At 60.6% G+C, this 7,621-nt stretch carries 5 protein-coding genes; all 5 read right to left on the reverse strand.

Going from position 1 to position 7,621, the window contains the following annotated elements; all coding sequences use genetic code 11:
* Window positions 1-429: 429 nt before the first annotated feature.
* Entirely contained in the window at window positions 430-2,022 is a 1,593-nt protein-coding gene (xrtD, locus tag ACXAJT_RS27295) for a VPLPA-CTERM-specific exosortase XrtD (protein WP_475242097.1), read from the reverse strand.
* A gap of 112 nt (window positions 2,023-2,134) precedes the next feature.
* Window positions 2,135-3,388 carry a hypothetical protein gene (locus ACXAJT_RS27300; RefSeq protein WP_475242098.1) on the reverse strand — a complete coding sequence of 418 codons (1,254 nt, stop codon included), beginning with the start codon at window positions 3,386-3,388 and terminating at the stop codon, window positions 2,135-2,137.
* An 8-nt stretch (window positions 3,389-3,396) separates the two neighbouring features.
* Complete coding sequence (locus ACXAJT_RS27305; RefSeq protein WP_475242100.1) at window positions 3,397-4,149, reverse strand: polysaccharide biosynthesis/export family protein; 753 nt, start codon at window positions 4,147-4,149, stop codon at window positions 3,397-3,399.
* Complete coding sequence (locus ACXAJT_RS27310; protein WP_475242102.1) at window positions 4,146-6,551, reverse strand: tetratricopeptide repeat protein; 2,406 nt, start codon at window positions 6,549-6,551, stop codon at window positions 4,146-4,148. The genes ACXAJT_RS27305 and ACXAJT_RS27310 overlap by 4 nt, the downstream gene beginning before the upstream one ends.
* 189 nt (window positions 6,552-6,740) lie before the next feature.
* Window positions 6,741-7,313 carry a VPLPA-CTERM sorting domain-containing protein gene (locus ACXAJT_RS27315; protein ID WP_475242104.1) on the reverse strand — a complete coding sequence of 191 codons (573 nt, stop codon included), beginning with the start codon at window positions 7,311-7,313 and terminating at the stop codon, window positions 6,741-6,743.
* Window positions 7,314-7,621 lie beyond the last annotated feature (308 nt).

Here is a 7,621-nt window from a genome sequence, read left to right on the forward strand (position 1 = left end):
CGCTCAGCCAAAAAAGATCAGACATGTTCACCGCTCGTTTTCGAACGGTGAATCACGCTCGTCCAACCAAATCAATGGGTCCTGACCCTAGCCAAACCGGATACCGAGCTCGCACGCGAAGAACGTTGAATTCGCATAAAGCGCACCTTTTACAAAAACTCCGCCAATGAATGGGCCACACTTAACTCCTCATCCAGCAAGCGAAAATTTAACTCTTCGAGGAAATTATCTGACGACTGTATAACGCAGCATATCAGCTCCCTCAATTCCAGCTATTATCGCCAAATCCAGAATTATAGAGCGAAATTAAATTTCAGTTACGAGGCAAATAAAAGTTCGGGTCTAATCGTCGAAATTCATACCTAAGCTTTAACGCAGAACGCCTTTATCAAGACGTCCGCCGCGCCCCTACCGGCGTGACCGCTTCCCTCATTCCGGCATATGCTTCGGCAAGCGTGCCAGAGCCGCCGCCATAAAGGCGTGAAGCCGGGTTTCAGCCGCAACGATGGTTTCGTGACGGGCAACTGGCGTCACGAAACGCACAAGCCCACCGTCACTGCGCCTCTTCGTCAGTTCGTCGCGAAGAACCGAGATCTTGGCCTCGAAATCATTGGTCATGCGCTGCCCGCGCTGCTCGAACCAATAGTAAACCAACTGACGCTCCAGCCCTTTACGTATGATCGCCCGATTCACCGAAAACTGTCCGTAGGGCGTGTCCGGCATAGAAAGATGGCGCGTATCCAGCGAGGTGATCTCCCATCCACCGGCGGGCAGGCAAACCTCCGGCGAATGGATTCCTTCGCCCTGTGTCTGGCTTTGATACCATGCGGCGAAAATCGCTACGGGCGGCGCGCCGTCCGGCGAGCGATAGCTGGCATTTAGGTAATCGGTAGCACCGAGCACTTCCGCAATCTCCGGCTCCAGCGTCCGCGTGGTGCCGCCCCAGCGCTCCAGCTGCATCGGGAAGTGCGCAAAGCTTTCGCGCTCAGGCGTGTTCGGCGCACGCGGTGGCCCGGCGAGGCCGGCCATCGCCACTGCCAGCGTCGCCACGGTTGCACCAACGAAACCGCGCGTCGCCGTGATCTGCAGCAGCGCAACGGCCGCCTCCCCAAGCCCATGAAAATCGAGATCGATCACCTGTGACAGCGATTTCGGCTGGTGCGCGGTGCGCTGCAAGAGCCCCGCCGTGACCAGCAAGATCGCCACGCAAAGGCCGAAGACGGCCCAGCCTTCGAAAAAATGGATGAACCCCTCAGCCTGAGCGATCCCACGCCAGTTGACCAGCCCTCCGATCATACCGATCCGGAAGGCGTTCATCAGTACGGTCAACGGCGCTGCCATGACAAACAACAGCGCCTTGTGCCAATAAGGGCCGCGGTAAAGGATCGCGATCAGGTAAGAAAAGCTCAGGATGGGAAAGAGATAGCGCAGCCCCGAACAGGCCTCGGCGACCAGCAGCTTGTAAGGCCCCAGATCGATCACGTTGCCTTCGAGGTACACCGGGATGTCCATCAGGCGAATAAACCAGACGCCGACCTCCGACGAGACCGCCTGCAGAAAGATGGTCAGGTGCCAGTAGAGGAACTGCGGCAGCGGCAGCATGAAGATGAGATGGAGCACCGGCAGCTGATGCGCCCTGCCTTCATCCCAGCCAAAGCCGACAAGCACCACGCCCGCGATCCACAGGATCAGCGCATAGGTCACGATATCCGGGATCGCCGTGAGATTGCCGAGGACCGCCATCAGCAGCGAAAGCGCGATAACAAGCAGGCCGGGCCAGACAACACGCCGCCCCCGGCCGCGGCACACGCGCGGCTTGTCGCGCAGCTCCCTGAGAAAAAGGTAAAGCGAAATCAATGGGATCAGCGGGCCATGACTGTACTCTGGAGCGCTCCACGCCGCAACGAGCGATGCCAGCCCAAGCCAGAACACCGGCAAGGCGGCACCACACATCAGCCCAAAGAGCGCGAGGCCCGGCACATTGATTGCAATCGGCAGGGTTCGGGTACCGGCGGGAAACATGGGCAACTCCGGAATTGAACGGTTTGAGTCAACGTCACAGGGCCCCTCGCGATGGGACCGGTCTTTGCGCATCGCTTTGCTGGCGCCACCGGAAGCCAGCGGGATTCTCAGCTCAGAACCTTAACGACCAGTCACGTCCGAGCCTGACAAAGAGCTTGTCCGAGACGGCATCACTGCCGGTGTCCGAGGCAGAGCGGAGGCTGCGCGAGAGCCCTGCCCCCAGCACCCAATCCCGTGACAGCGCACGCTCAAGCGAGAGGTGCATCGCATAGTCGCGCGTGCTTCGGTCCTGGGTCAGGTTTTCGGTGGCAACATAGGTGGCGGCGAAGCCGAACGAGGTCTGCCGGTTCACTTCGATCGCGTAGCGCCCGCGTCCGGCGCTCACCAGCACCACATCGCCGTCTGCCTCGTCGCGCACACGGCGATCAAGAGAAATGGCGATGCGGTCGCGGCGAGACAGTCTTCGGCTATAATCGAGAGTTGTGATCACCCGCCGGCCCCCACCTTCGCTCGCTGTCACGCCCAGCGTGAGCGCATACCGTTGCTCTTGCCCAAGCGTGTGCATCACACCGCCTGTCAGGCTTAGCCGCGCGGGTGAGCTCTCTGGCCAGACCGTCTCCATCGAAAGACTGTACCGCCGCGCTCGCTGCCTGCGTGTCAGTGTGGCCTCAAAGCTGCGCCCCAACAGTGCATCGCTGCCGTCTTCTTGCTGAAAGGTAACGCCCTGCCGAAGTGCCAGAACCATATCCGGCGCAAGTTGGAAACGCTCGCGCAGCGATCCACTCAGGCTGAGGCTGTCCATGAGATCGCTTTGGGTCACCTGCTGATAAGCGATCCGCGTACCGCTGAGCGTCAGGCCAATCTGGGCAGGAAGGCCCCGGCGAAATTGCCCGGACAGTGCGAAACGGCTGTCGGTCCGCAAGCCCTCTCCGCTGATTTCGGTCAGGTCTTCGGGAACGGCGAGAACGCCGTCGTCAAGGTCGACAAGGCTGAGCGGCTCGAGAAAAGCCATCTCCCTGCGGCGCAGACTTGCCTGGGCGGCCAGTTGCGTCCTGGCGCCTCTCAGGCCATAGCGCAGCGCGAGCCCACCGTCGTTTACCGCGGAGCTTTCCTCCGCCCGCACCGTCGTATCGGCCGAGAGCGCCAGAGACGCGCGCCGGGTGACAGTAGACACGGTCGCCGAAAGCGTCACTGCCGCCGAGGAGGTTCTCTCCCGCCGCCCGGGCGCGAGGTCAAGGTTGCGACCGCTCTCGACGCGCTGATCCATCCCAAACGTCAGATTTTTGCCGCCGGGCCTCTGCTGCGCGCCCGCTGAAAGAGCCGTGGCAGCGATGACGGCAGCAGCGCCTATCAGTTTCCCCCACATGTCTGGCTCTACTCGAAAAGACGTCTGGTCGGCACGACGATCACGTCGCCCTCCTGCACCCGACTGATCGCCGCTGCGCTGCGCCCGTTTAGTATCGCTTCATAGTTGATTTTCCAGATCCGTTCGCGATTGCCATCACGCGGCGGCCGGCGCAGTTGGATGCGCTTGACCGCAGCGAAATCGGAAAACCCGCCTGCCAGCGACAGCACCTGCAACAGCGTCGTGCCCGGCGAAACTTCGACCACGCCCGGAGTATTCACCTCGCCCATTATGTACACTTTCCGCTGAGCCGGTGCGGGTGGCTCGGCAGGTTCAGCCAGTGACGCCAAACCGACATGGACGGTGGGGGCAACGGCGAAGTTGGAGGCGAGCGCAGCACTCAAAGCGTGACGAACTTCGTCCACAGTGCGCCCCTGTGCTGCGAGGCTGCCCGCGAGCGGCACTGAAATCCGTCCATCCGGCGCCACCAGCACTGATCCGTTCAAAGACTGATCTTCAAGGACCTCGACGGTCAAAATGTCTCCGGGGCGCACATGGTAGTCGGCGGCAACGCCCACCGATGCCCAAACCAGAAGCACCGGTAGACAGACGGCAAGCCGCCAGCATAGGTTCTGCATCACGTCCTTCTCCTGCCAGAAATCGTTGTGTGAACTTTGACGCCTGCGGCGCTGCCGCCCCGCTCCCGTAGACAGCTGGCGTGCCTGCAGCCTTCGGATCAGGTTCCCGCTGCGATCCCGCGTGTTGATGCCAATACGTGTCATCCGCCGAGCCGCCGCAGTGCCTCTCGCGCAGCATCGTACTGCGGCAGGCCGTCCTGCGCGCCAGCGAGCATCATTCCCCGGCGCAGCTCTCGCAGCGCGTCTTCGCGCCGCCCCATCTCGGCCAGCGCCAATCCGAGGTTGAAGGCGACAATCGGCTCGTCCGGCAAGCCGCGCGCTGCGGCCTGCAGATTGGGCAGAGCTTCGTCCGCATCGCCAGCCCTGAGCAGCGCCAAACCGAGCGTGTCGAGATATTGAGGATTTTTTGAGCCGATAAGACGCCGCGAAACCTCCAGCGCCTTTTCGTGTGACGCCATGTCATCCCGGTATAGCGCCAGCGCATTGGCGTAGTTGTTGACCACCACCAGATCGGATGGCCGTTCGTCGTAAAGCTGAGAGTAAAGCGTGATCGCCTGCTCGGCATTGCCCTCCCGCTCGAGGTCCAAAGCCGCCAGAATACGAAGGACACGCGCCTGCGGATTTGCCGCCAATGCAGCGCGAAGCTCTGCCCTCGCGGTGTCGGCATCGCCCTGCGCAAGCAACAGCCCATGCAACCGCTGCGCCGCAAGCACATGCCCGGGATCGGACGCGAGAACGCTGCGCAGCAAGCCGATTGCCTCGGGCGCGCGCCCTTGCGCTGCAAGCACGCTCGCCTCTAGGACACCGAGCGCGCCATTGTCGGGATATGCGTGTTTCAATTGCGTCAGCAGCGCTTCGGCATCCGCGAACCGCTCGGTCTGGACCTGGATACGAAGCATCTGCAGCGCCGCCCGGAACGATTTCTCACCGCCATCCCCAAGCGTGGTCTGCAACAAGCGGATACTTTCGTCGACGCGATTCTGACTGAAGAGCAGCGCCGACTTCAGACTGTTCGCAAGGTCTGTCGCCTCGCGCGCGCCAATCCGGGTCAGTGCCCCGACCAACTGCGCACCTGCGTCCGCGTCACCATTCTCCAGAAGGATCTGACCGAGCATCTGCGCCACGCTCAGGTCTTGGTACCCTTCAAAAGAAGCCGTCAGCGCGGCTTGCGCGGCATCGAGATTGCCCCGCTTCTGCTGGAAGCGCGCATACGCGATTGTCTCGCGCGGTCGCGCACGCGTGACATCGATCGCCTGTGCCAAACGCTGCTCCGCAAGCTCAACGTTGCCCTGCGCTTTCTGCGCTTCGGACAACAACAACAGTACATCCGGGTTCCGGGGGTCCTGGTCGAGCGCGCGTCGCAATGCGAGGACCGCGTCGGCACTCTCGCCTTCTCTTAGCGCAGCACCACCACGCAGGATCAACGCAGCGACATTGGAAGGATCCGATTCAAGAATAGCGGCGACGAGCGCATGTGCCCGGTCGGGGTCACGCTGCTCCAAAGCGAGCCGTGCAAGCGCAGCCCGGGCCTGGTTCCGCAGATCGCTTTGGCTGGTTTCGTCCACCACCCGCTCAAACGTCGTGCGTGCCGAGAGGGTGTCCCCCATGGCCCGCTGCAGCACAGCGCCGCGAAGCGCATAGTTGAGCGCACGGTCCGTACCCGCGTTTGCGGCCTCAAGTCGAGCGAGTTCGGCCAGTGCCGCCTGGTTTCCCCGCGTCACACCGAGCAGCCGGACCACCGCGAAATGTCCCTCTGACGCGGCATCATCAGGTCCTGCCCTCTTTCTTAGAAAGGCCTCTGCCCCCGCAACGTCGTCGCGCGACAGATACCAGTCGATCAACATGTCTGAAATGTCGGTATTTGTGGGGAACTGTGCGACTGCAGCCCGCAAAGCCGCACCGACCCGCTGGCTGAGCCCGAGTTCATCTAAGATCCGAACCCGGGTGATGTGGACCGAGTAAAGGTCCGGCGCCACGTCGAGCAATTGATCGATATAGAAGGGCGCGTCTTCGGGCGAAGGCCCATTGTAGAGCCAGTCGATCAACACAAAGAGCGCCGCAACATTGGCCGACCCCTCAGCCAAGATTTGGCGGGCTTCCTCCGAGGCTTCGGCCGCGGCAACCGCATCCTGCACCAGTTGGGCCGACCGATAGTCCGAAGCCGTCTTCAGAGCCCGGCTCTTGGCGTTCTGCGGGTCGAGCCGGAAGGCCACCTTCGCATGACGGTCGAGCTCGTCCCAATTTCCAGTTCGCAACGCCATTTCGGAGAGCCGAACACGGACCTCCAGCACATCCGGGTATTGTTCGACGAGGCGAAGATACTGCCCATACGCCTCAGCGTATTGGCCTTTTCCATACAGCAGATCGGCATATAATTTACGCCCCTCAAAATTGAAATTATCTATATCGATAAGATTTCGCAATTCAACAAGCGCGCGATCTACATCATCTTCTTGAATAAAGCCTTGAGCCGACAGAAAATACTCTGCTGCGCGCTCTTCGTGCGTCTTGCACGCCCCCAAGAGGGTCGCAGACAGCAGCAGCACAATACATCCGAGACGTTTCTTACCCATAACCCACAATCAAACTCACATGACAAGGCTCCCCAAAACGCCGAGCACTCCAGTCTTACTGAAACAGCCGCACAGTGCTGACATTGGAGAACCGGTGTCCGGGAAACACCGGCATCCTTAGGGATGCCGGTATATTGCTATTCCGACCAGTTTCGTTGCCGGTCAGGCCGCGGAGCGCTTTCCGGGCCCGCGGCGGCGCACCGCCGCGACGCCACCAAGTGCTGTCAGCAGCAAGATCAGGCCGGCAGGCGCGGGAACGGCGGCAAGAAAACCCGAAAGTGCCACCTTGCTTTCTCCCAAGCTCCAGCTGAACACCAGGTCCTCGACATTTGAAGCACCACTGATGGTCATGCTGTAGGGCGTCGACCCGTCTTTATCCAAACGGTCGGAAAGGTCTGCTTGCTTGCCACCCCAAGAGACCAGCACCGAGCCGGCAACGAGCGGCGGCCCAGCAAGCAGATCGAAAACACCCAACGCACCGGGCTTGAACGGATCGGCGAAGGTCGCGATGGTGAGCGATCCAGTCCCGGTCAGGAAGGCATCCACGAAGGCGTCCTTCGTCGAGAGGTTCAGGCTGGTGTCGGACTCGCTGGCGCTGGAAAGCGTTCCAAATGAATGTGAAACCGCTGTAGCGCCGACATCGACAGTCGGCGTTACGGGCGCTGCCTGCGCAACACTGGACGATACTGCAAAGGCAATGGCCGCGCCTTGCAGCAGGAATTTCAACTTCAACATCCTCGAACTCCTAAATTCAAACTCTTCAGAAGAGCCTTACTCAGAATAGCGAATTTCTCCGCCGCGATCATAGCAATCTGCCATGATTAAAACCTATAAAACGTAAACACCCACACCCAAGAATCGAGAAAAACATGAATCTTCAATGGAGAATCTTAATTTAGGGACTTTATTTTTGCCGCCAAAAAATTTCCAAAGTCTTATTTTGCAGAAAGAACGTAAGCGCTGTCACCGCGGCACGCCTGTTCAGCTTGACGGGTTCAAGTTCCATGGCAGGAGCTCGTCGATCCTGCTGGCGGGGTGACCGG

It is taken from the genome of Salipiger sp. ABF4_146 (assembly GCF_056161345.1).

Coding starts and splice junctions, on each gene's coding strand:
- ACXAJT_RS27305 (WP_475242100.1), bottom strand. CDS start 4,149: ATGACACGTATTGGCATCAACACGCGGGATCGCAGCGGGAACCTGATC.
- ACXAJT_RS27315 (WP_475242104.1), bottom strand. CDS start 7,313: ATGTTGAAGTTGAAATTCCTGCTGCAAGGCGCGGCCATTGCCTTTGCA.
- xrtD (WP_475242097.1), bottom strand. CDS start 2,022: ATGTTTCCCGCCGGTACCCGAACCCTGCCGATTGCAATCAATGTGCCG.
- ACXAJT_RS27300 (WP_475242098.1), bottom strand. CDS start 3,388: ATGTGGGGGAAACTGATAGGCGCTGCTGCCGTCATCGCTGCCACGGCT.